14 protein-coding genes are annotated in these 20,673 nt (G+C 72.4%); 5 read left to right on the top strand and 9 right to left on the bottom strand.

Going from position 1 to position 20,673, the window contains the following annotated elements; translation table 11 throughout:
- Window positions 1-154 precede the first annotated feature (154 nt).
- Both KR546_RS13455 and KR546_RS13450 read right to left on the bottom strand, forming a co-directional pair.
- Window positions 155-1,810 (bottom strand): FAD-dependent thymidylate synthase, encoded by a 1,656-nt coding sequence (locus KR546_RS13455; protein WP_238445237.1) that lies wholly within the window; start codon window positions 1,808-1,810, stop codon window positions 155-157.
- A 100-nt stretch (window positions 1,811-1,910) separates the two neighbouring features.
- Window positions 1,911-2,258 carry a nuclear transport factor 2 family protein gene (locus KR546_RS13450; protein WP_238445236.1) on the bottom strand — a complete coding sequence of 116 codons (348 nt, stop codon included), beginning with the start codon at window positions 2,256-2,258 and terminating at the stop codon, window positions 1,911-1,913.
- A 229-nt stretch (window positions 2,259-2,487) separates the two neighbouring features.
- On the opposite strand from KR546_RS13450, the gene KR546_RS13445 reads away from it, so the two are divergent.
- The 4 genes from KR546_RS13445 (at window position 2,488) to KR546_RS13430 (ending at window position 5,121) form a co-directional block, all read left to right on the top strand.
- Window positions 2,488-2,913, top strand: coding sequence for a hypothetical protein (locus KR546_RS13445; RefSeq protein ID WP_238445235.1), 426 nt, complete (start codon window positions 2,488-2,490; stop codon window positions 2,911-2,913).
- Between the two features lie 20 nt (window positions 2,914-2,933).
- Window positions 2,934-3,155 carry a hypothetical protein gene (locus tag KR546_RS13440; RefSeq protein WP_238445234.1) on the top strand — a complete coding sequence of 74 codons (222 nt, stop codon included), beginning with the start codon at window positions 2,934-2,936 and terminating at the stop codon, window positions 3,153-3,155.
- 39 nt (window positions 3,156-3,194) lie between these two features.
- The gene (locus KR546_RS13435; RefSeq protein ID WP_238445233.1) at window positions 3,195-3,911 is read left to right on the top strand and encodes a response regulator transcription factor; all 717 of its coding nucleotides are present in this window, start codon (window positions 3,195-3,197) and stop codon (window positions 3,909-3,911) included.
- 121 nt (window positions 3,912-4,032) lie between these two features.
- Window positions 4,033-5,121 carry a sensor histidine kinase gene (locus KR546_RS13430; protein WP_238445232.1) on the top strand — a complete coding sequence of 363 codons (1,089 nt, stop codon included), beginning with the start codon at window positions 4,033-4,035 and terminating at the stop codon, window positions 5,119-5,121.
- A 142-nt stretch (window positions 5,122-5,263) separates the two neighbouring features.
- Here the strand turns inward: KR546_RS13430 and KR546_RS13425 are convergent, their stop codons facing one another.
- The 5 genes from KR546_RS13425 to KR546_RS13405 form a co-directional block, all read right to left on the bottom strand.
- Window positions 5,264-5,728, bottom strand: coding sequence for a hypothetical protein (locus tag KR546_RS13425; protein ID WP_238445231.1), 465 nt, complete (start codon window positions 5,726-5,728; stop codon window positions 5,264-5,266).
- A 182-nt stretch (window positions 5,729-5,910) separates the two neighbouring features.
- The gene (locus tag KR546_RS13420) at window positions 5,911-6,399 is read right to left on the bottom strand and encodes a hypothetical protein (protein ID WP_238445230.1); all 489 of its coding nucleotides are present in this window, start codon (window positions 6,397-6,399) and stop codon (window positions 5,911-5,913) included.
- 157 nt (window positions 6,400-6,556) lie between these two features.
- The gene (locus KR546_RS13415; RefSeq protein WP_238445229.1) at window positions 6,557-11,053 is read right to left on the bottom strand and encodes an nSTAND1 domain-containing NTPase; all 4,497 of its coding nucleotides are present in this window, start codon (window positions 11,051-11,053) and stop codon (window positions 6,557-6,559) included.
- Window positions 11,054-11,199: 146 nt separating this feature from the next.
- Complete coding sequence (locus KR546_RS13410; protein ID WP_238445228.1) at window positions 11,200-15,681, bottom strand: nSTAND1 domain-containing NTPase; 4,482 nt, start codon at window positions 15,679-15,681, stop codon at window positions 11,200-11,202.
- A 211-nt stretch (window positions 15,682-15,892) separates the two neighbouring features.
- The gene (locus KR546_RS13405) at window positions 15,893-16,519 is read right to left on the bottom strand and encodes a hypothetical protein (RefSeq protein ID WP_238445227.1); all 627 of its coding nucleotides are present in this window, start codon (window positions 16,517-16,519) and stop codon (window positions 15,893-15,895) included.
- 285 nt (window positions 16,520-16,804) lie between these two features.
- Between KR546_RS13405 and KR546_RS13400 the strand changes: the two genes are divergently transcribed.
- Window positions 16,805-17,947 (top strand): glutathione-independent formaldehyde dehydrogenase, encoded by a 1,143-nt coding sequence (locus KR546_RS13400; RefSeq protein ID WP_238445226.1) that lies wholly within the window; start codon window positions 16,805-16,807, stop codon window positions 17,945-17,947.
- 58 nt (window positions 17,948-18,005) lie between these two features.
- Here the strand turns inward: KR546_RS13400 and KR546_RS13395 are convergent, their stop codons facing one another.
- Window positions 18,006-19,046, bottom strand: a complete 1,041-nt coding sequence (locus KR546_RS13395; protein WP_238445225.1) for a ScyD/ScyE family protein — start codon at window positions 19,044-19,046, stop codon at window positions 18,006-18,008.
- 76 nt (window positions 19,047-19,122) lie between these two features.
- Window positions 19,123-20,496 (bottom strand): aspartate aminotransferase family protein, encoded by a 1,374-nt coding sequence (locus KR546_RS13390; RefSeq protein ID WP_238445224.1) that lies wholly within the window; start codon window positions 20,494-20,496, stop codon window positions 19,123-19,125.
- Window positions 20,497-20,673: the final 177 nt, after the last annotated feature.

Here is a 20,673-nt window from a genome sequence, read left to right as displayed (position 1 = left end):
AGTGCCATCCCCCGCCACCTCCGGGGAGGCATCGGGACGCCGTCGCGATACGTCCAACCGCGCCGGTTGTCGACCGATCGTGTGCTCCTCGCGTGCGTCGACGCACGCGATCGGCACACGATGCACCACATGGGCGCGGCGCGGGACGCTCCGGCTAGCCGCGCCGGCGCTCGGCGGCCTTCTCGGACTCGAGACGCTCGAGCTCGGCCGCGCCGTGGTCGACGTGGGACATGGCGTCGGCGGCCGTGGCGTGACCGGCGCGGTCGCGGATCAGCTCGTGCATCCGCTGGACGATCCGGCGGTAGGCGGGGTGGCCCTGGGGCGTGGAGCGCAGTTCGAGCATCTGCATCGCCGCGCGGGCGTTGAGCTGCATCGTGTAGCGGATCCGGTAGCCGAAGCAGACGGCGTACTGGGCCTGGACGGGATGGTCGGGCAGGAGCCGCTCGTACAGGTCCGCAGACCGCTCCATCGCCCGGTCGTAGTCCTCGGCGACACCGGCGTCGACCAGCTCCGGCGGGGTCGCGTGGCCATGCCGGGTGGTCAGGTCCTGCCACTCGATCGTGAGCATCCGGTGACGCTGCAGGTCGCGGAACCCGCCGTAGTCGCCGAGCACGTCGAAGCGGTACCAGAGCCGCTCGAGCGCCCGTCCCGGCTTGTGACGCCGGTTGCGCCGCTCACCGACGAAGGCAGCGACGACCCGGTCCCGGTCGTCCGGCGACATCCCGGCGACCGTTGCCGCGACGGCGTTCTCGGACCGGTCGGCGTGGGGATGGAGGATGGCCGTGACCAGGGCCTGCTCGGCCACCACCGGGTCCCGTGGCGACCAGTCGACCAGCATGACCTCCTCGGTCTCGGTGGCGTGGTCGCCAGCGTCCCGACGTGGCACGAACTCCGCGGCCAACGCCCGGACGTCGTCACGGGTTGTGGCGAGGTAGTCCGACCAGGCCACGCCGCGGTCCTCGCGGTCGACCCGGGTCAGGAACGCCGGGATCAGCTGGCGCAGCTCGGTCAGGAGCCGCTCGCCCACGTGGCGGGCCTCGGCCAGCTCCGAGGCCTGCAGGCGCAGCAGCAGCATCTCGTAGGACTGCCCCGAGGCGAACATGCCGACGTTGGAGGTGGTGGCCGCCGGCAACAGGCCACGCAGCAGGTCCAGCGCCTTGGCCTTGGTGGCGTTGCGGTAGACGAAGTCGGACGTCGCCTCGTCCTGCGGCCAGGTCGACCGGACCCAGTCCAGGACGGTCGGGATCGACTGGGCGTAGGTCGCGAAAATGGCGTCGAGCGTGTCGACGTAGTGCTGGGCGTGGGGCCCGGCCATGACATCGGGGTCGCGGTAGTAGCGCCACCGCCCGTCGATCCGCGTGTCGTAGGGGATGTAGCGGGTGGACTGCTCCAGGTAGGCGGCCAGCCGGCCCCACTCCACCTGCTTGGTCAGCAGGTTCGAGATCTCCTCGATGGCGACGTGTGCGCCACCCAGCTGGGCGACCGAGTCGTCGCCGTACTGGCTGAAGACGCGCTGGTAGAGACCTTCGGCCTGGGCGACCCCGACCTCGTCGCCGGCCCCGTCCAGTTCGGCGGCCTCGCCGTCGTCGGCCAGGAGCTCGGCGAACTCATCGACGAACAGCCGGCGGATCGACTTGCGCGACCGGGAGTAGCGTGCGAACAGGGCGCCCTTGACGACCTCCGGGAGGTCGACCAGGCCGGCGACGTGGTCGTCGGTGCTGGTGAAGTGGCGGGCCAGCAGGGCCAGCTCGTCGGCGGTGAAGTCGTCCTGCGGCGGCGGGACTGGTCGGGTGTCGAGCGGTTCGGACACGGTCTGCCTCGGACACGGTCGGGACGTGGCGGCACGCAACGGGCGCGGTCGCCGCGAGGCTAGTGCGGGACCGGCGGCCCACCTCCGTCCGGGACGTCGGTCAGGTCGGCGTGATCGCGAAGCGGATCGTCTGGACGCGGATCAGGCCATCGTCGGCGAACACGAAGGAGTCGACGCCGTCGTCGACCCGCCCGCCGTCGGACTCGGCCGTCCAGGTCACGAACGCGACGTCGTCCTCGACCAGGACGGTGCCGGGCGACAGCACGGCGTTCGGCAGGGCCGAGAAGATGCCGACGAACGCCTCCTGCACGGCCGCACGACCGTGCAGCACGCCGTCGGGGGTGAACATCATGGCGTCGTCGGTGTAGTCCGCCGCGACCCGTTCCGGGTCTGCCGCGGCGATGGCGGCGAAGTGGTCCTGCAGGGTCTGGTCGGGTGCACGCCCCATGGCGCCCCTCCTGTGCCCGGTGGCGGACGTGGCCGCCACGTTTCGGCCTGCGACGCCGGCCGGCCCCGCACCCTGCCGACCCTAGGTCTCGACCACCTCCGTGGCGACCCTCGTTTCCGTGCCAGGTTCCGCGAGACCTCCCGGCGGCGTTCACGGAATCTCCACGACCGCGACCCACGCTGGCCGACGTCGGCCGGAGAGCCCGCCCGATCCCACGAAAGGCACCACCGTGCGCACCGGTGCACGCATCGCCCTCGCGCTCCTGCTGGTCACGCTCGCCGGCGCCATCGCGTTCGTCGCCTACCAGGCCGGCATCGACGCCGGCGTGGCGACGGCCGACGGCACCGAGGTCGTCCGGGTCGTCGGGCGTGGCTGGCAGGGTGGCCCCGGGTTCTTCCCGGGCTTCCTGTTCTTCCCCCTCTTCGTCGTCGGCTTCTTCGTGCTCGCCCGGTTCCTGTTCCGCCCCTGGGGTGGTCCGGGCCGGGGTTGGTACGGACCGCCCGGCCCGCATCGCGGGGACTGGGAGGACCGCGCCGCCGACTGGCACCGCCGCCAGCACGACCAGCCGTCGACCGACGCCCGGGCCGACGACCCGACCTCGTCCGCCGGACCGGGCGACGACCGGGCGGGCTCCTGGCCCGACTCCCCCTCCTGACACTCCACGAAGGATCACCCATGAAGCCCCTCCACCGCATCGCCATCGTCCTGGGCGTCGCCCAGGTCGCCGTCCTGGCCGCCGCCGCCCGCCACCGTCCGCCGCACGACCGGCCACACCGGTCCCACGGCTGCGGCCATGCCGGCCACGCCGGCCATGCCGGCCACGGCCCACACCACCATCGCCACGGGCACCACCGCGACGACACCCCCGCCGACGCGACCTCGACCGACGATGCCTGAACGTCCCGCAACCGGTCGCGACCTGCCACCATGACAGCCATGACCACGCCGACCTCGTCCTCGACCACCACGCATGGCCACGTGCTGGTGGTCGAGGACGACCCCCGCATCGCCGCGGTCGCCCGCGACTACCTGGCCGATGCGGGATTCAGCGTCGACGTCGTGGACACTGGTGCCGCGGCGCTGTCGACGGTCGCACGACGGGTCCCGGACCTGGTCGTGCTGGACCTCGGACTGCCCGACCTCGACGGCCTGGACGTCGCCCGGGACCTGCGTCGTGGCACGGCCGTCCCGATCGTGATGCTGACGGCCCGCACCGACGAGCTGGACCGCATCCTCGGCCTGGAGGTCGGGGCGGACGACTACGTCGTGAAGCCGTTCTCGCCACGCGAGCTGGTCGCCCGTGTCCGGGCCGTCCTGCGACGGGTCGAGCTCGACCGCCGGCCCGACGACCGACCGCTGCGGGTCGGTCCGGTGCTGCTGGACCCGGCGACCCGACAGGTCACCGTGGACGACGAGCCGGTCGACCTCACGGCGACCGAGTTCGACCTGGTCGCGGTCCTCCTGTCCCAGCCCGGCCGCGTGTTCACCCGGTCCCAACTGCTGGACGCGGTCCATGGCGCGTCGTTCGACTCCTACGAGCGGGCGGTCGACGCCCACGTCAAGAACATCCGGCGCAAGCTCGAGTCCACACCGGACAGCCCGCGACTGCTGCAGACCGTGCACGGCGTGGGCTACCGGTTCGTCGATGGGTGAGCGCGGCGACCACGGGCAGGATCCGTGGACCAGCGAGGACCCGGGCCCGCGACGGGATTCGGACCAGCACGGTGCATGGTCACATCGCGGTCCACCCTGGGCAGGTCGCGGGCCCCCCTGGGTGCAGCACGGTCCGCCGCCGTGGTGGTCCCAGGGCGGCCACCCCGGCGCCGGTCGGCACGGCCCTCCCCCGCACGTCCGTCGTCGGTTCCTGCGTGGTTTCGTCGGCGCGGCGATCCTGTTCCTCGTCGTCGCGCTGGGCGCAGTCGTCGGCGTCGTCGCGATCACGTCGCGCCTGCTCGGCGACGGCCCGACCGGAGCCGCGGTCGCCGGGGCAATCGGCCTGCTGGTGCTCGTCGTCGTCGTGCTGGTCGCGACCGGGATCGCCCTGGCCCGTCGGTTCGCCGCGCCCCTGGCCGACGTGATGGACGCGGCCGAACGCGTCCGAGGTGGCGACACGACGATCCGGGTCCATCCCCGGGGGCCACGAGAGGTCCGCCGTCTCGCAGCCACCTTCAACGAGATGGTCGAGCGTCTCGACACCGACGAGCGGCGCCGCCGGGCCCTGCTGGCCGACCTCGCCCACGAACTGCGCACGCCGATGTCGGTGGTGCGTGGCAATGTCGAGGGGATGCTCGACGGGGTCTACGAGGCCGAGCCTGCGCGCCTGCGGACGGTCGTCGACGAGGTCGCCGTGCTGGAACGACTGCTCGACGACCTCGCCACCCTGTCCACCGCCGAGGCCGGCGCACTGCACATGGAGGTCGAGGAGGTCGCACCGTCCGCGATCGTGGACGCCGCCGTCCGGGCCGTCGGTGACCGCGCCCACCAGGCGGGTGTCACGGTGGCAACCGACATGGCCGGGGCACCGGGCCGTGTCGAGGTCGACCCGATGCGCATCGAGCAGGTCCTGGTCAACCTCCTCACCAATGCCGTCCGCCACACCCCACGCGGCGGCGAGGTGGTCGTGTCGGCGACGGACGAGGCCGGACTCCGGCTGGTCGTGGCCGACACCGGCAGCGGGATCGACCCCGACGACCTGCCCCACGTCTTCGACCGGTTCGTCCGGTCGGCGGACTCCGGTGGGTCGGGCCTGGGCCTGGCGATCGCGCGCCGGCTGGTCGAGGCCCATTCCGGCACGATCGCGGCCCGGCCCCGCGATGGTGGCGGGACCGAGGTCGTCGTGGTCCTCCCGGACGCCACCGCGTGACCGCCTCGAGCCGACGGCGGCGGGCCGTCCGTGGCCCCAGCCTCGCCTCCAGGCATGAACGACTGGCACCCCGGGGAGCCCGGGATGCCAGCCATGGAGATCGATCGGACGTGGCGGACGGTCACGACCCGTCTGAGGCGGATCAAGGCACCAGGCCACGCGCAACCAGGGCAGCCGTGTCGGCAGCCTCCCGGTCGAACGCGTCGCGCGGCACGAGTCCGCGTGCGACGAGCGCGGCCGTGGCAGCGGCGTCGGGGTCGAGGCCACGTCGCAGCAACTCGGCCTTCTCGCTGGCCAGGTCCGAGGCGCCCTCCGACCGTCGAATCGGGGACGACCCGGCGACGAGTGCCTGCTTCTCGACCATCAGGAGCTGTTCCTCCGCGGTGTTGCCGAGGACGACGCGGGCCGCGGGCTGCCGGGCCAGGAGCAGGGCCACGGCCAGCGCGACCACGACGAAGACGGCCACGGAACGCCAGGTCCGGGGGGCGATCGGTGGTCGGCGAACCCGACCCGTCCCGGCAGGGCGGTCGGAGACCGGGGGTCGGAAACGGATGACGGCGGTCCGGCGTTGCCGGGCGCCGGCGTCGAACAACAGTGGGGTGTTCACGAGCGTGCCTCTCGGTCATGTCGCGGGACCTTTCCCGCGGCTCGAACCACGACGGTGTCGCGACGACCGGTCACGGGCTTGGAGGAGAGGTGGAGATCGCGTGGAGACGACCGACACGACGACGCCGGCACCCCGAGGACGCACGGGATGCCGGCGCGGGAGCCGGGCAACGGTCCCCGTCGTCACCCGGCGAGCAGCAGTTCCTTCTCGTCCTGCTCGGTGAGCGGCGACGTGGCCGTGGGTTCGGCCGGCCCGGTCCAACGACCCGCGATCTCGATCTTCTCGTCCTGCAGCACGGCGTCGCCGGACGACACCGTCCCGACCGCGACCGAGCCAGCGGCCAGCAGCTGGTCCTTCTCGTCCTGCAGCGTGACGTCGTCCTGGCCCTGCGACAGGGCGTCGACGGCATCCGCGGCGAGCATCGCGTCCTTCTCACCGCTGATCGCGGCCGCCTCGTCGCTGGCGCTCGTGACCGCCCCCGACCCCGTGTCGCGCTCCCCGATCAGCCAGCCGAGCATGATCGCCAGTGCGACGGCGAACAGGAACGCGACGAGCCGCCAGGCATCGCCCAGCCCGCCCTCGGTCCAGTCCTGCCGCTGCTCCCGTCGTGCCCCGCGCGTGCCCGGGCCCGGGGTGTCGGTCGTCCGTGGTTGCGTCGTGACCTGTCCCATGGTTCGTCTCCCGTCCTGGCCGCGGCGACCTGCCGCGACGTGACGAGGACGACCATGCCGGACGGACGAAACCTGGCCGTAAGTGGGTCGGCGACGAGCGCAAGCCAGCCGTAAGTCGAGACGAGATCCGGCGCATGAAGGATTGGATCCAGCGACTTCAGGCCGGACACGTCTCCAGGTCGAGGTACTCCCGGCACTCCTCGAGCGTCCAGCCACGCACCAGTCGCTCCTCGGCGATGCCGGTGAGGCGATCGGACTCCAGCGTGAAGACACGCACGCCGGCACCGGAGTCCGACAGCGCCAGCATGGTCCCGTCGGGGCTGAATCGCAGCCGGCAGAAGCCGGTCAGCCCGTCGGCGACGAGTCGCTGCCGTTCGTGGCCCGAGGCGGTGTCCCACAGCCGAGCGGTCCCGTCGCCACTGCAAGTGGCCACGGTCGCCTCGTCCGGGCTCCAGACCGCCTCCTGCACCCAGTCGGTGTGGCCCTCCATGGTCAGGAGGAGGCGGTCGTCCGGGACGCGCTCACCAGTGGCACTTCCGGCCCCCACGCCGGAGACGTCCCACACCTCCGCCCGGGTGCCGGGTCGCTGGGTCGCCAGCAGCAATCGGGTCCCGGACGTGTCCCAGTCGACGGTCGCCACCGTGCTGTCCCCCGCGTCGATCACCCCGAGGAGGCGCTCGGCCTGCCAGTCCCAGACGTACACCCCCGCCTCTGCCGTCTCGACGTCGGCGGTGTCGTAGGCCGCGACGGCCAGCAGGCGTCCGTCCGGGCTGAAGTCGAGGTCCTCGACCCACAGGCTCTGCCCCCAGCCCAGCACGGCCCGCTGCGTCCCGTCCCGGTCGACGACCCAGACCCGCCGGTCGTCGCCCTCCGGCAGGTCACGCGTGAAGGCTGCATGTGCCACGAGCGAGCCGTCGGGGCTGGTGGTTGCGGTGGCCCAGCCGCCACGGCCGACGCGGGTGGCCTCCCACGTCGACGTGTCCCAGATCGCCACGTCGTCGAGCCCGGCCGTCACGACCGTCTCGCCATCGGACGACACGTCGAGGTTGGCGATCCGCGCGAGGTCCGGTGTCCAGTCACCCAGATCGTGGGCCGAGGGCACCACGGTCTGCCGCTGCCAGGTGTCGGTGGACCACACCACGAGGTCCACCTCGTCGACCGGCGCGGCGAGCCATGACCCGTCCGGCGCCCAGTCGATGCCCATCTGCCAGTTGGGCGTGCCCGGCAGCCACGCCACCTCGACACCCGCGTCCGGCGCCAGGTCCCAGGACCGCAGACCCTCCCCACACGCTGAGTACTCCCAGAGGTCGACGGCCGGCGTGAAGGCGAACACGGAGCAGTCCATCGATCGTGCATGCAACTCCAGCGGCCGGCCAGGCTGGACCACCGACCCGTCCTCGACGACGGTCCACACGCGCACCGGGTCGGACCCGAAGGCGATCCGCGTCGTGTCCTCGCTCCAGGCGAGCGGGCTCCAAGACACGTCGAGCAGGCCGGTGTCGATCGTGAGCACGGACTCGAACGAGGCGGCGTCGAGGACGTGCAGTTGCCCGTCGGCCACGACGGCCAGCCAGGCACCATCGGGGCTGAACGCCAGCTCGGTGGGTTCCGTGTAGGTCAGCGGCGCGCGGACGTCCTCCCAAGTGGCCGTGTCGATCACGCGGATGCTCTCGGCCATGGCGTCCAGGTGCGCCAGGACTTGTCCGTCGGGATGGAACACCGCATGCGGGCTCACGTCCGTGGGGATCTCCTCGCTGGTCGGCTCGAGCGTCGCCAGGCGCTCGCCGGACTCGACGTCCCAGATCGCCACAGGGCTGCCACCGACGTTTCCGAGCGTCCCGGCGAGCATCCGACCATCGGGGGCGAACGCGAACCAGTCGTGGATGGCCGCGTCGCAGGGCAACCGGCGCAGGAGCTGTCCCGAGCCGAGGTCCCACAGGAAGACGCCCTCGCCGTCGAGGGGTCCGACCGCCAGCGTCGACGAGTCCGGACTGAAGGCCGCGATCGAGGCGGGCCCGGTTCCGGTGTGCCCGTCGAGGCGGTGCAGGACCTCGCCCGTCGACGTGCGACGGACCCGAACCGGCCACGTCCCGTCGGCGGCCGGCTCCGGCACGGCCTCGGCGAACAGCTCGCCGGAGGCATCGACCGCCAGGACCCGGCCCGTGTCTCGCGTCCACGACACCAGGCGGTTCGCGGCGATGCCACGGCGCAGGGCCTGGTCCACGGAGTCCTGGGCGGCGCCTCCCAGCGATCCCAGCCGGCGCTGTGCCTCCAAACCGAGCAGCATGGCCAGCTGTGGCGCCTGCGTGGCCACCTGGTTCGCCGTGGCCGCGAGCTCTGCCGCCCCCGCCCGGCGTGTCTCCCGCGCGGCGTTCCACCACAGGGCACCGGCAACGAGCGCAACGGCCACGACCACGGCGACCAGTGCCTGCAGGCGTCGGACCGAGCGCCGCTCCAGCCGCCGCTCGTGGTCGATGCGGCCCCGTTCCACGGCGAGGTCGTGGTCGCGTGCCGCGAGTGACGCGGTCACGAATTCGTGCTCGCTCGGCGACAGGTGCAGGTCGACCTCGCCCCGCCCGTCGGCGAGCAGCAGGTCGTGGGCCTCGTCCAGCGGCAGGCCGGCCAGCAGCCAGTCCTCGTGGCGGTCGTGGGCGTCCCAGTCGTGGGCCGCCACCGTCAGGCGGCGATGGTCGAGCAGCCAGCCGCGAGCCTCGTCGACCCAGGCACGCAGGCGCGGCCAGGCATCGATCAACGCGTCGTGGGCCAGCTCGATGGTCCTGCCCGACGCGGCATCGTGGGACGCCGCGAGCAGGCGGGCGTCCACCAGTCGCTGGACCACGGCCTCGACCGCCTCGCGATCGTCGGTGGGTCCCACCAGCTCGGCCTCGGCGACCGGGCGCTTGGCGTCGCCCCCGTCCTCACCCGGCTGCACCCCGCGCAGCAGCACCCGCCGCGCGACGGCCCGTTCGTCGCGGTCGAGCCCCGCATGGACCGCTTCCGCTCGATTGGCCAGGGCGCCCGCCACGCCACCGAGATCCTCGTACGCGCCCCGGGTCAGGACGTGGTCGACGCGATGCTCCCACAACTCGAAGAGCAGGTGTTGCAACAGGGGGAGCGAGCCGGGTTCGGACGCCACGTCGGCCACGATCCGTCCGAGCAGGCCCGGCTCGAGGCTGGCGCCGGACCGTTGCGCCGGACCGGCGATCGCCGCCTCGACCTGTTCACCGTCCATGGGCGGCACCACGAACTGCGAGTGCGACAGCAGGTCGGCCAGGCCCTCCACCTCGGCAGCCCGGTCGTAGAAGTCCGCCCGCAGCGTGACCACCACCGACACGCGTCGATCGAGACGAGCCGTGGCGGCCTCCAGGAGGGCGACGAAGGCCGTGGTGCGGGCGCGGTCCCCGAGGGTGAAGAGCTCCTCCAGCTGATCGACCACCACCAGCAGCCGCGCGCTGGGAGGGTGGTCCGCGAGGAGTTGGTCCGCCACCCGGTGCAACCCGTTGTGGTCGGCCCGGAGCTGGTCCGCGAGCCCGCCGACGTCCGTGGCGTCGGCCACCGTCGCGAGCTCGGCCGCGAGACCCTTCAGCGGGTCGCTGCCCGGCACCATGACAACGGTCACCCACGTGTCGGCGTCCGGGATGGCGCCGCGGTCGAGCGCGGGCAGCAACCCCGCCCGGACCAGCGACGACTTCCCGACGCCGGACGGACCCACCACGGCGACGATCCCGTGCCGGACCAGTCGTTGGACCAGCGCCTGGACCTCGCCGTCCCGGCCGAAGAAGCGGTCGGCGTCGCGGGCGGTGAAGGCGCGCAGCCCCACGTAGGGGGGACGCTGGACGACCGGAGCCACGACCGAGGACGGACCGGGGGGCACTTCCACCGGCTCAACGGGGTCCGGGACCGCGCGCAAGATGTCGGCATGCAGCCGCTGGGTCTCCTCGGCAGGGTCCACACCGAGCTCGTCGGCGAGTTCACGACGGCACGCTTCGTAGGCCGCCAGTGCTCGGCCGGGGTTCCCGCCGGCCGCCTCGGCCTCCATCAGCATGCGCCATGCATCCTCCCGGAGCGGGTCGAGATCGGTCGCCTCGGTCAGCACCGACCTGGCCTGCTCGTGCGCACCGGCACGGCTGCGGGCGACGCCCAGCACCACCAGCGCGTCCAGGTGCTGGCCGGCTGTCCGGTCGCGCAGTCGCTCGATCCGGGGTGACTCGACGGCCGGCAGGACGGGTCGGGACAGGACGGCACGAGCCGCGCCGGCCGCGGCCGCGGCTCGGTCGACGTGGCCACCATCGAGACAGTCCCGAGCGTGTGCCACGGCATCGACGGCGTCCTCGAGGTCGACGCGGACCGGGTCGAGCGCGACGAGGTAGCGACCGTGTTCGCCCACGATCGCGTCCCGGTCCAGCCCGACGTCCACGAGCAGTCCGCGGAACTGGCTGACCAGTCCACGCACGGCCACCCGCCACCGAGCGGGTGGCGTCCCGGGCCACAGTTCGTCCGCCAGCAGGTCGACCGACACGGGACCGGCCCGTTCGAGCACCAGGAGTGCCGTGACCAGTCGCAGCTGGCGCGCCCGGAAGGCGCGATCACCGACGCGACGGTCGCCACGTCGCAGCGTGACGGCTCCCGCCAGCGTCACCTCGAGGTCCGTCATGCCCCGTGTCCGATCCCTCGTCGACCGACCCTAGGTGCATCGAGGGCACATGGGAAGCCCCGGCGCCACCGTGGTGATCGTGTGTGGTGGCGAGCATGTCGGCGCCGGATAAGCCACCGGTAAGCCACCCTGGCAGGTGCGCCGTGTCAGGCCGGGCAGGTGTCGGTGCGCAGGTACTGCTGGCACTCCTCCAGGGTCCACGACCGAACGAGACGGGATCGGGCAATGTCGACCACCTCGTCGTGGTCCATCGTCCAGACGAAGACCGAGCTCGTCGGTGCGCCGTCGGAGACCGCGACATGACGCCCGTCGGGGCTCACCCGCACGCGGCAGTAACCCGTGATGTCGTCGTGCAGTCGCAGCAGCTCGTCGCCGGTCCGCGCGTCCCACACCTGCACCTGGCCGCCCCCGAGCCGCTCCCCGAAGGCACAGGTCGCGACGCGACTCCCGTCCGGGAGCCAGTCGACGTCGTTGACGAACTCCGTGTCGTCGAGGATCTCCAGATCCCAGTCCCCGACGTGGCGGTCCCACACGCCGAGGCCGAGGCCGGCAACGGCGATGTGCCGGCCGTCCGGCGAGAAGTCGACGGACATCGGCGAAGCCTCGATGGCCTCCAGCAGGTCTCCCGTCCGCCAGTCCCACAGGTTCACGGCGCGCAGCGTCGAACTGCCAAGTGCCTGGGTCGCCGGGGCCATCGTGCTGGCCAGCGTCGTCCCGTCCGGGCTGAATCGCAGGTTCTCGACCATGACGTCCTGTCGCTGCGGCATGCGCGACACCACCTCGCCGTCGGCGTCGACGACCACGATCGCGTCGGATGCGTTGTCGACCGTCGCGACGTGGCTGCCGTCCGGGCTCACCGTCGACGGTTCCCAGCCCCCGCCGGTCTCGATCCGGTGCCGCTCGTCGAGGTCGTCTGCATCCCACACGGCCACGTCGTCGAACCCTGCCGTGGTCAGCGTGCTCCCGTCGTCACTGACGTCGACATACAGGACAGCGGGCCACTCAGGCTCCTCCTCGGGTGTGTCCTCGGCGTCCGGGTCGAACGCTCCCGGCTGGTGTGCCTGCACCACCTCCCCCAGGGACCAGTCAGACACCTCCCACGATGCGATGGTGCCTTCACCGGCACTCACGACCAGTGACCGGCCGTCGGGGGTCCAGTCGAGGCCCGACGTCCATCCGTCCGCGGGGAGCGTGGTCACCTCCCCCCGGCCCGGGCGGGACACCTCGAACGTCGCCACGTCCTCGTGGTCCGTGGACACGACCACGTCGGGATCGTCGGTGAACCTCACCCAGCGGCCCGTGGCACTGCCCGTCAGTCGGATCGGCTCGGCGTCCCGGTCGACCATGTCCCAGACCAACCCCCGACCGCTGGCCAGTCGCGTGGAGTCGACGTTCCATGACAGGAACTCGTCGTCTCGACTGTTGCCCAGCAGGCCATGCACGACCTCACCGGTGGAGGAATCGACCACCACGGAGCCGGTCCACCCGGTGAGCGCGAGCAGGGCGCCGTCCGGGCTCCACGCCGCTTCCCGCGCGTCGACGTCGAGCTCGAGGACCGTCTCCCAGGTCGACGTGTCGAGCACCCGCACCGCCGCGGCCCCTCGTGCGGCAGCGATCGAGGGGTAGGTCACGGCGATCCGGGACCCGTCCGGAGAGAACCACGCCCCGCCAGCGGAGACCGTGACCGTGCCGGGCGCGTCCTCGTTCGACTCCGTCGGCACGAGTTCGATGTCGGCGACGACGTGGTGCACCTGCAACGGGTCGAGCGACAGCACTTCGACGTCCGCGTCCTCCTCGGTGCGAGCCCAGGTGATCGCGAGCAGGTCCAGGTCGGGTGAGAAGGACTGTGGCGTCGGGAGCGTGCCGGGCCGCTCGAGAGTTTCCGAGGGTCGGGCCGTGGCAGTGTCCCACAAGGTCAGGCGCCCGGCCCGGTCCCCGACGGCCACGACGGAGCCATCGGTCGAAAACTCGCCGTCCCAGACCGGTCCGGTGCCGCCGTGTCCCGACAGCGTGTCTCGCACGTCGCCGGTCGCCGCGTCGCGGAGGTCGACCGACCAGCCGTCGCCGTCAGGTTCCTCACGCATGGTCGCCAACAGGTCCGCCGACGGGCTGTAGGACATGACGGGGCCCGTGCCGGCCACGAACCCCAACATGCGACTCCTGGTGATGGCACGGTGCAGGCTGTCCTCCACGGACACCGCCAGCGCATCCCCCGGCCTGACCCGATCTGCGGCCTCGAGCGCGAGCAGCAGGCTGCGCTGCGGGTCACTGGACACGTTGTCGTTCGCCGCGGTCACCAGCTCGCGCACGACTGCCACCCGGCTGTCACTGCGCGCGTCCCACCACAGGGCGACGGCGGTGAGGGCCGTGACGGCGACGACGGCCAGGAGGGCCTGGAGACGTCGCAACGACCGTCGTTCGAGGTCGCGTCTGCGCTGCTGACGCTCGGCCTCCCAGGTCCGGACGAGGTCGCGGGCGTCCAGCGAGGCCTGGACGAGTTCGTGCTCGGCGGGCGACAGGTGCAGGTCGACGTCGCCACGGCCGTCGGCCAGGACGAGTGCGTGTGCCTCGTCCAGTGGCGTCCCGCCCAGGAGCCAGTCGTCCTGGCGGTCGTGGGTGACCCACTCCTGGGCGGCGAAGGTCAGCCGGCGGTGGTCCAGCAGCCAGCCACGCGCCTCGTCGACCCAGCCGCGCAACCGGGGCCATGCGGCGATCAGTGCCTCGTGCGCCAGCTCGAACGTGCGACCCTCCCCGGGGGTCTCCTGCCCCGCGGTCAGCAGCCGGGCGTCGACCAGCCGGTGGACGACCCCGTCGACCTGCTCGGGGTCGTCCCCGGGCCCGTACAGCTCGTCCTCGGGAACCGGTCGACGCGCGTCACCACCTTCCTCGCCGGGTTGCACGGCCCGGAGCAGGATCCGGCGCGCGACGGCTCGTTCCTCCCGCTCGAGACCGAGGTGGACCTGCTCGGCGCGGTGGGCCAGCGCTCCGGTGACCCCGCCCAGGTCGTCGTAGGCACCCCTGGTCAGCACCCGGTCGACCCGGTGCTCCCACAGCTCGTACAGCAGGTGCTGCAGCAGCGGCAGTGACCCGGGCTCACCGGCCACGTCGGCGACGATCCGACCGAGCAGGCCCGGCTCCAGGCTCACCCCGACGTGCCGGGCCGGGCCGACGATGGCGGCCTCGACCTGGTCACCCTCGAGTGGCGGCACGACGAACTGCGAGTGCGACAGCAGGTCGGCCATCCCGGCCACGTCGGCCGCGCGGTCGTAGAAGTCGGCCCGCAGTGTCACGACCACCACGACCCGGCGGTCCAGACGCGCCGTCGCTGCCGTCAGCAACCCCACGAACGCCTCCGCCCGGTCGGCGGTCCCGAGCGTGAACAGTTCCTCGAACTGGTCCACCACCAGCAGCACCCGCGCCGTCGACGGCGCATCGGCGAGCACCAGTCCCGCGGCGTCGTGGAGACCGTCCTCGCTGCCGACCACGGCCTCTCGGACCACGCCCTCGTCGACCCCGGGGCGGGCCTCGGCCAGCTCCGCCCACAACGCCTTTGCAGGGGCGGCCGTGGGCGTCATCACGACCGGCAGCCACGTGTCGGCGTCCGGGATGGCCCCGCGGTCCAGGGCCGGCAACAGCCCGGCCCGCACCAGCGAGGACTTGCCGACGCCGGACGGCCCCACGACCGCCACGATGCCGTGCCGCGCCAGCCGGTCGACCAACGCCTGCACCTCGGCGTCCCGACCGAAGAACCGATCTGCCTCCGCCGTCGTGAAGGACCGCAACCCGACGTAGGGCACCAGGTCGCGACTGGCGATGGCCACCGAGTGGTCCGTCTTCGGTGGTCGAGCGAACGGCAGGACGTCGGGGTCAGGCACGCCCTGCAGGAGCTCGGCATGGAGGCGCTGGGTCTCCTCGGCCGGGTCGACGCCCAGCTCGTCGGCCAGTCGACGACGACAGTCCTCGTAGGCCGCCAGCGCCCGGGCGACGTTGCCGGCCGCGGCCTCGGCCCGCATCAGGGCGCGCCACGCGTCCTCGCGCAGCGGGTCGATCCCGATCGCCTCGGCCAGGACGCGACGGGCGTCGGCCGGCGCCCCGAGACGGCGCCGGCACTCCCCCAGCAGGACGAGGGACTCCAGGTGGTCACGTGCGACCCGGTCCCGCAGCCGATCGAGCCACTCGGACTCGACCCCGGACAGCACCGGCCGCGACAGGACCGAGCGCGCCGAGCCGGCCAGCAGGGACGCCCGCTCGATCGCGCCGGCGTCGACGGCCCGGCGCCCGTCGGCCACGTCGTGCGCCGCCGTCTCCAGGTCGACGCGCACCTCTCCCAGGTCGAGCACGTAGCGGCCCTGGTCACCCACGACGCTGTCGGACCCCATGCCCAGGTCGACCAGGCGACGGCGGAACTGGCTGACCAGTCCGCGGACGGCGACCCTCCACTGGGTCGGTGGCTGGTCGGGCCACAACTGGTCGGCGAGGAGGTCCATCGACACCGGCCCGTCCCGCTCGAGCACCAGCATCGCCGTCACCAGCCGCAGCTGGCGTGCCCCGAAGGCGCGCTCGCCGACACGCCGGTCACCACGCCGCAGCGACACCGCTCCGGCGAGCGTGACATCCAGGTCTGGCATCCCCATGCTCCCAGTCCCCGTCCATGACCCTAGATGACGCGTCGTCGGACGTGAAGTCCCCACGCGCGACCCGGGTCGTTTCCTGTCGCTGCGTGGTCCGTCCAGGACGATGCACCAGCCCCATAAGTCCGGCGTAAGGCCCCGCCGAGGAGCGCAACGGATCGGGCGCCGGCCCATGGATGGACCGGCGCCCGATCGAACGTCGGCGGGCTCATCCGCCGGAACGCCGGAGCTGGTTGGCGGCCTCGGCAGCCGCAGCCCCGTCGCCCCCATCGGACTGGGCCGCAGAGGCCTGTGCGTCCGCACGGACCTTGGCGTTCGCGCCGTCTGCCGCAGCGGCACCGGAGGCAACGGCGCCCTGTCGGAGCGCGGCCTTCTCCTGTGCCAGCACGTTCGCGGCGTCCGCGGCAGAGTCCACGCTGACGACCGACACGCCGGCCCGGTCGCGTGCAAGGGCGTTGGCGGCGTCGGCCGCCGAGTCGACGTCCAGGACGACCCCTCCGCTGCCGACCACCAGCGCAGCCTTCTCCTGCGCCAGCACGTTGGCGGCGTCAGCCGCCGAGTCGACCTCGACGGCACCGGCCCCGGCTCCGGCGGCCAACAGCGCCGCCTTCTCCCGTGCCAGCTCGGCCGCTGCCTCCCGGTTGCCGTCGACGGCCACGGCCGCCTCCTGCACGGCCACCCCGTCGTCCACGACCCGGTCGACGACCGCGTAGAGCCCGGCCCCGACCACGGCGCCCGCGGCGACGGCCAGCACGAGCTTGCCGACCCCCCGGACACCTCCACGTTGATCGAGTGCGGCTCCCCCGGCCGCACCCACGGATGCTTGCTGTCCCATGGTTCTCTCCTGTGCCCCCTGCGACACGGTGTCGCTCCATCGGCACGGATCGCAACGTGCACGACGGGGGAAAGCGGACCGAAAGTCCCCGGCCCGAGCGGGTAAGGGCAGCGAAAGTTCGCCTCGACGTCACGCTGGCGGGATCGTGCGCCAGAGGCCCCGGAACGCACATTCCCGGTCGTGCCCCACCGTTCGATCACCCGCTGTTCGACGCCGGGTCGTTCACCGGGCACTTCGTACCGTCGTGAGGGCACGACATCCCGTTCGCCACAGTTTGGAGCTTCCATGAAGGCCATCGTCTACGACGGTCCCCACTCCGTGAAGGTCGACGAGGTCGACGACGCGAGGATCGAAGGACCCCAGGACGCCGTGATCCGCATCACGACCACCAACATCTGCGGTTCCGACCTGCACATGTACGAGGGGCGGACCGATGTCGAGGAGGGCACGGTCTTCGGCCACGAGAACATGGGCATCGTCGAGGCCGTCGGTGACGCCGTCGAGCGCATCGAGGTCGGCGACCGTGTCTCGGTGCCGTTCAACGTCGCCTGCGGCACGTGCCGCAACTGCAACGCGGGCTGGACCTCCTTCTGCCAACGCGTCAACCCCAACGAGGGCATGGTCGGCAGCGCGTACGGCTACGCGATGATGGGTCCCTGGCGCGGTGGCCAGGCCGAGTACATGCGGGTCCCCTGGGCCGACTTCAACCTGCTGCGCCTGCCGGAGGGCACCGACAAGGAGGACGACTACACGATGTTGTCCGACATCTTCCCCACGGGCTACCACGGCACCGAGATGGCCGGGGTGGGGCCGGGTGACTCCGTCGTCGTGTACGGCGCGGGCCCCGTCGGACTGATGGCCGCCCACTCGGCCTTCCTGCGTGGCGCCAGCCGCGTGTGGGTCGCCGACAAGGAACAGGACCGACTGGACCTCGCTGCGCAGATCGACGCCGAGCCGATCGACATCGCCGACGTCGACCCGGTCGAGTTCGTGCTGGACGCGACCTCCGGTGTCGGTGCGGACTGCGGGGTCGAGGCAGTCGGCTACCAGGCCCACGACCACACCGGCGAGGAGCACCCCGAGCTGGTGCTCGACAACCTCGTGAACTCGGTCAAGGTCCCCGGCGGCATCGGGGTCGTCGGGGTGTACGTCCCGGAGGACCCGGGTGCCAACGGGGAGCTGGCCCAGGAGGGCCGGATCCCGTTCCAGTTCGGCCAGTTCTTCACCAAGGGTCAGGCGATGGGCACCGGGCAGGCCCCGGTCAAGCGCTACAACCGCCAGCTGCGTGACCTGATCACCGCCGGTCGCGCAAACCCCTCGTGGATCGTGTCGCACCGGGTCGGCCTGGACGAGGCGCCGGACGCCTACGAGCGCTTCGACACCCGCGAGAACGGCTGGACCAAGGTCCTGCTGGACCCGGCCGCCTAGCCCCTCGACGGCGTGACCGGCCCCGGAGCGAACGACGCCCGGGGCCGGTGGCGATCGGTCAGCGTCCGGGCGGGGCGGCGGCGTCGTCCACCCGGAGGACGGTGCCGGTCAGCGTGACGATCCACGCGGTCCCGCCGACGACCTCGAGCGACGTGGGCAGGTCCAACGGCCCGACCACGTCCACGAACTGGCCGTCGCGCACCACCATCAGGGACCCCGTTGCGGGCAGCGGCGGGAACCCCGGCGTGGTCCCCGGGACGAACTCGCCCTGCGCCAGGCCGAACAGGTCGTGCCCGCGGCCGAACTCGACGTCGACGAGCAGGGGCGCCCCTCGAGCCACCTCCCGCATCGCGCCGTCGTGGTGGCCGACATCCACGACGCGTCCGTCCGCGGGATCGTGCGGCACCGGACCGGCCAGGGCCACCAGGACGTCGTTGCCACGTGCCTCCAGCCCGGTCGGCACCACGTTGTCGAGTTGCAGGAATCCGTCGACGTCACCCTCGGCCGAGATGGACAGCAGGCGGTTGAGGTGGCCGTCGGTGACCAGGAACCCGCCCCGCCAGGTCTCCAGCGCGAAGTGGACCCCGGAGGCGACCATGACGTCCAGGTCGTCGGGCGGCGGGTTGGCCTGCGCGTGGGCGCCCAGGTCCGCGAGCACGGTCCATTCGTCGACAGCCTCCATGCGGTAGAGCCCGACACGGGTGTCGCTGGACTCGTCGACGTCCACGCCGACCAGCGTGACCAGGGCGTGGGCGACCCCGTCCAGGAACGCGACGTCGACCACTCCGCCGATCCCCGCCACGGCAGTGGGCAGGCCCGTGGCCCACGTCTCGGCTGCGCCGGTTTCGCGATCGATCCGAGTGATGGCCCCGACCGCCCCTTCGACGACGTACAGGGCGCCGTCCGGACCGATCGTGCTGCCCGAGGCCCCCTGCAGGCCCGTCACCACGGTCGTGACGGTCGGTGTCCTCTCGGCCGGCCCGGCGGTCGCCGTCACGGGCACGAGCAGCGACACGAGGGCGACGACGATGGCCAGTGTTCGAATCGGCCCGTGGGCGCGTCGGTGGTCGGGTGGCTCTGGAGATCTTGGCGGTGTCATCCTGCGTCCTCTCGATCGGGTGCATGTGGCTCTGCACCCTTCCGAGGGGGCGTAAGCGGACCATAAGGCCGGTCGATCAGGGCGCGGTGGCCTCGTCCGCAGCGTCCAGGGCGATGTCGACGGCGCCCAGCATGAAGGTGAGTTCGTCGCGCTCGGCGACCAGCGGGGGCGCCAGCTGCAGGCGGTTGTGGTGGATGAACGGCCACATGCCCGCCTCGTGGCACGCGGCTGCCACCGCGCGCATCGGTGCGGCGGCGTCCCCGGCGGCGGCGAAGGGCACGAGCGGCTCTCGCGTCTCGGCGTCGCGGACCAGTTCGAGTGCCCAGAAGAAGCCGAGGCCCCGCACCTCCCCGACCGACGGGTGCCGGGCGGCCAGTTCGCGCAGCTGCTCGCCCAGCCAGGTCCCCTCGGTGCGCACGTGGTCGAGGATGCCGTCGCGCTCGAACACCTCCATGGACGCGACCGCCACGGCACAGCCCAGCGGGTGGCCCGAGTAGGTCAGCCCGCCGTGGAAGGAGACGTCGGCGAACGACGCGGCGATGGCGGGCGACATGACCACGCCACCGAGCGGCACGTAGCCCGAGTTCACGCCCTTGGCGAAGGTGACCAGGTCCGGCACGACGTCCCAGTGGTCGACCGCGAACCACTCCCCCACTCGGCCGAACCCGACCATGACCTCGTCGCAGGCAAGCATGATCCCGTGCCGGTCACACAGGTCGCGCACCCCCGCCAGGTAGCCGTCCGGCGGGACGAGCACACCGTTGGTGCCCACGATCGTCTCGAGGAAGATGCACGCGATCGTGTCCGGCCCCTCGAACATCACCACCTCCTCGAGGTGGGCCAACGCCCGTTCGCACTCCTGGGCGACGTCGGTGGCATGGAACGACGACCGGTACGGATGCGGACCGAGGAAGTGCACGAACCCGTCGGCTCCGGGCTCGTTGCGCCAGCGACGCGGATCGCCCGTCATCGCGATGGCCCCACCCGTCGCGCCGTGGTAGGAGCGATAGGCCGACAGCACCTTGTGGCGGCCGGTGTGGCCCCGGGCCAGCCGGATCGCGTTCTCGTTGGCGTCGGCCCCACCGTTGGTGAAGAACACCCGGTCGAGGTCACCGGGCGCACGCTCGGCGATCATCTGCGCGGCCCGTCCACGGACGTCGTTGGCGAAGCCGGGTGCCACGGTGGGCAGGCGGCCGGCCTGCTCGCGGATCGCGGCGACCAGGTCGGGATGGCGGTGGCCGAGGTTGAGGTTGACCAGCTGCGACGACCCGTCGAACCAGCGCCTGCCGGTGTCGTCGACGAACCAGCAGCCCTGCGCCTCCATGATCGGCAGCGGGTCGATCGCATCCTGGGCGGACCACGAGTGGAACACGTGGGCCCGGTCCAGCGCGCGCACGTCGACGTCGGCCATCGCCGCGCCCAGGTCGGCTCGGTCGGTGGTGGTGCTCATCGCGTCCTCCTGGTCAGGGGTGTTCCTGTCGAGCGTGATCGCTTCATGCGGACTGTTGCGCTCGTCGGTCACAGTCGCGGGGGTGGCGGTCGAGCGTGATGGTCTGGCGCCAACTGTTGCGTTGATCGGTCACGGTCGACGGGGTGTCGGATGGGCGGGGTCGGCTGGGGGGTGGGT

The organism is Salsipaludibacter albus, from assembly GCF_019798055.1.
In the GTDB taxonomy this organism is placed as follows: Bacteria; Actinomycetota; Nitriliruptoria; order Nitriliruptorales; family Nitriliruptoraceae; genus Salsipaludibacter; species Salsipaludibacter albus.
This window is presented reverse-complemented; position numbering and strand designations above follow the sequence as displayed.